Source organism: Nocardioides sp. R-C-SC26 (assembly GCF_021246465.1).
In the GTDB taxonomy this organism is placed as follows: domain Bacteria; phylum Actinomycetota; class Actinomycetes; order Propionibacteriales; family Nocardioidaceae; genus Nocardioides.
The window spans coordinates 1-311 of the sequence record NZ_JAHRHK010000088.1; the positions used below are offsets into that span (position 1 = coordinate 1).

General features: G+C 69.1%; 1 protein-coding gene. It reads right to left on the minus strand.

Features of this window, described 5'->3' with window-relative positions; genetic code table 11:
• Nucleotides 1-74: 74 nt before the first annotated feature.
• On the minus strand, nucleotides 75-311 hold a 237-nt coding region (locus KSO97_RS17555), incomplete at its 5' end, for a hypothetical protein (protein ID WP_232682073.1).

The following is a 311-nucleotide window of genomic DNA, read 5'->3' on the forward strand; positions in this document are numbered from 1 at the left end:
CTCCTCAACCACCGCGCCACCACCGGTGGTCGAGGAGGTCGCGCCAGCGACGGTCACGAGACCGCGCGACGGAGTCAGTTCTTCGCGCCGGGGCTCTTCTCGATCTGGTTCTTCGGCGGCGCCTTCACCGCGCTCGGCTTGCCCCAGTCGAAGTACTTCACCGTGACCTTGCCGCTCTCCTCGCCGAGGTCGAGCGAGACCTGGCGCAGCAGGCCGTCGCCCAGGTAGACGTCGAGCAGGATCGTGCTGGGCCCCTCCGGGGATGCCTCGTCGCTGGCGCCGTCGCTGCCCTCGGAGTTGGTGATCTTGGG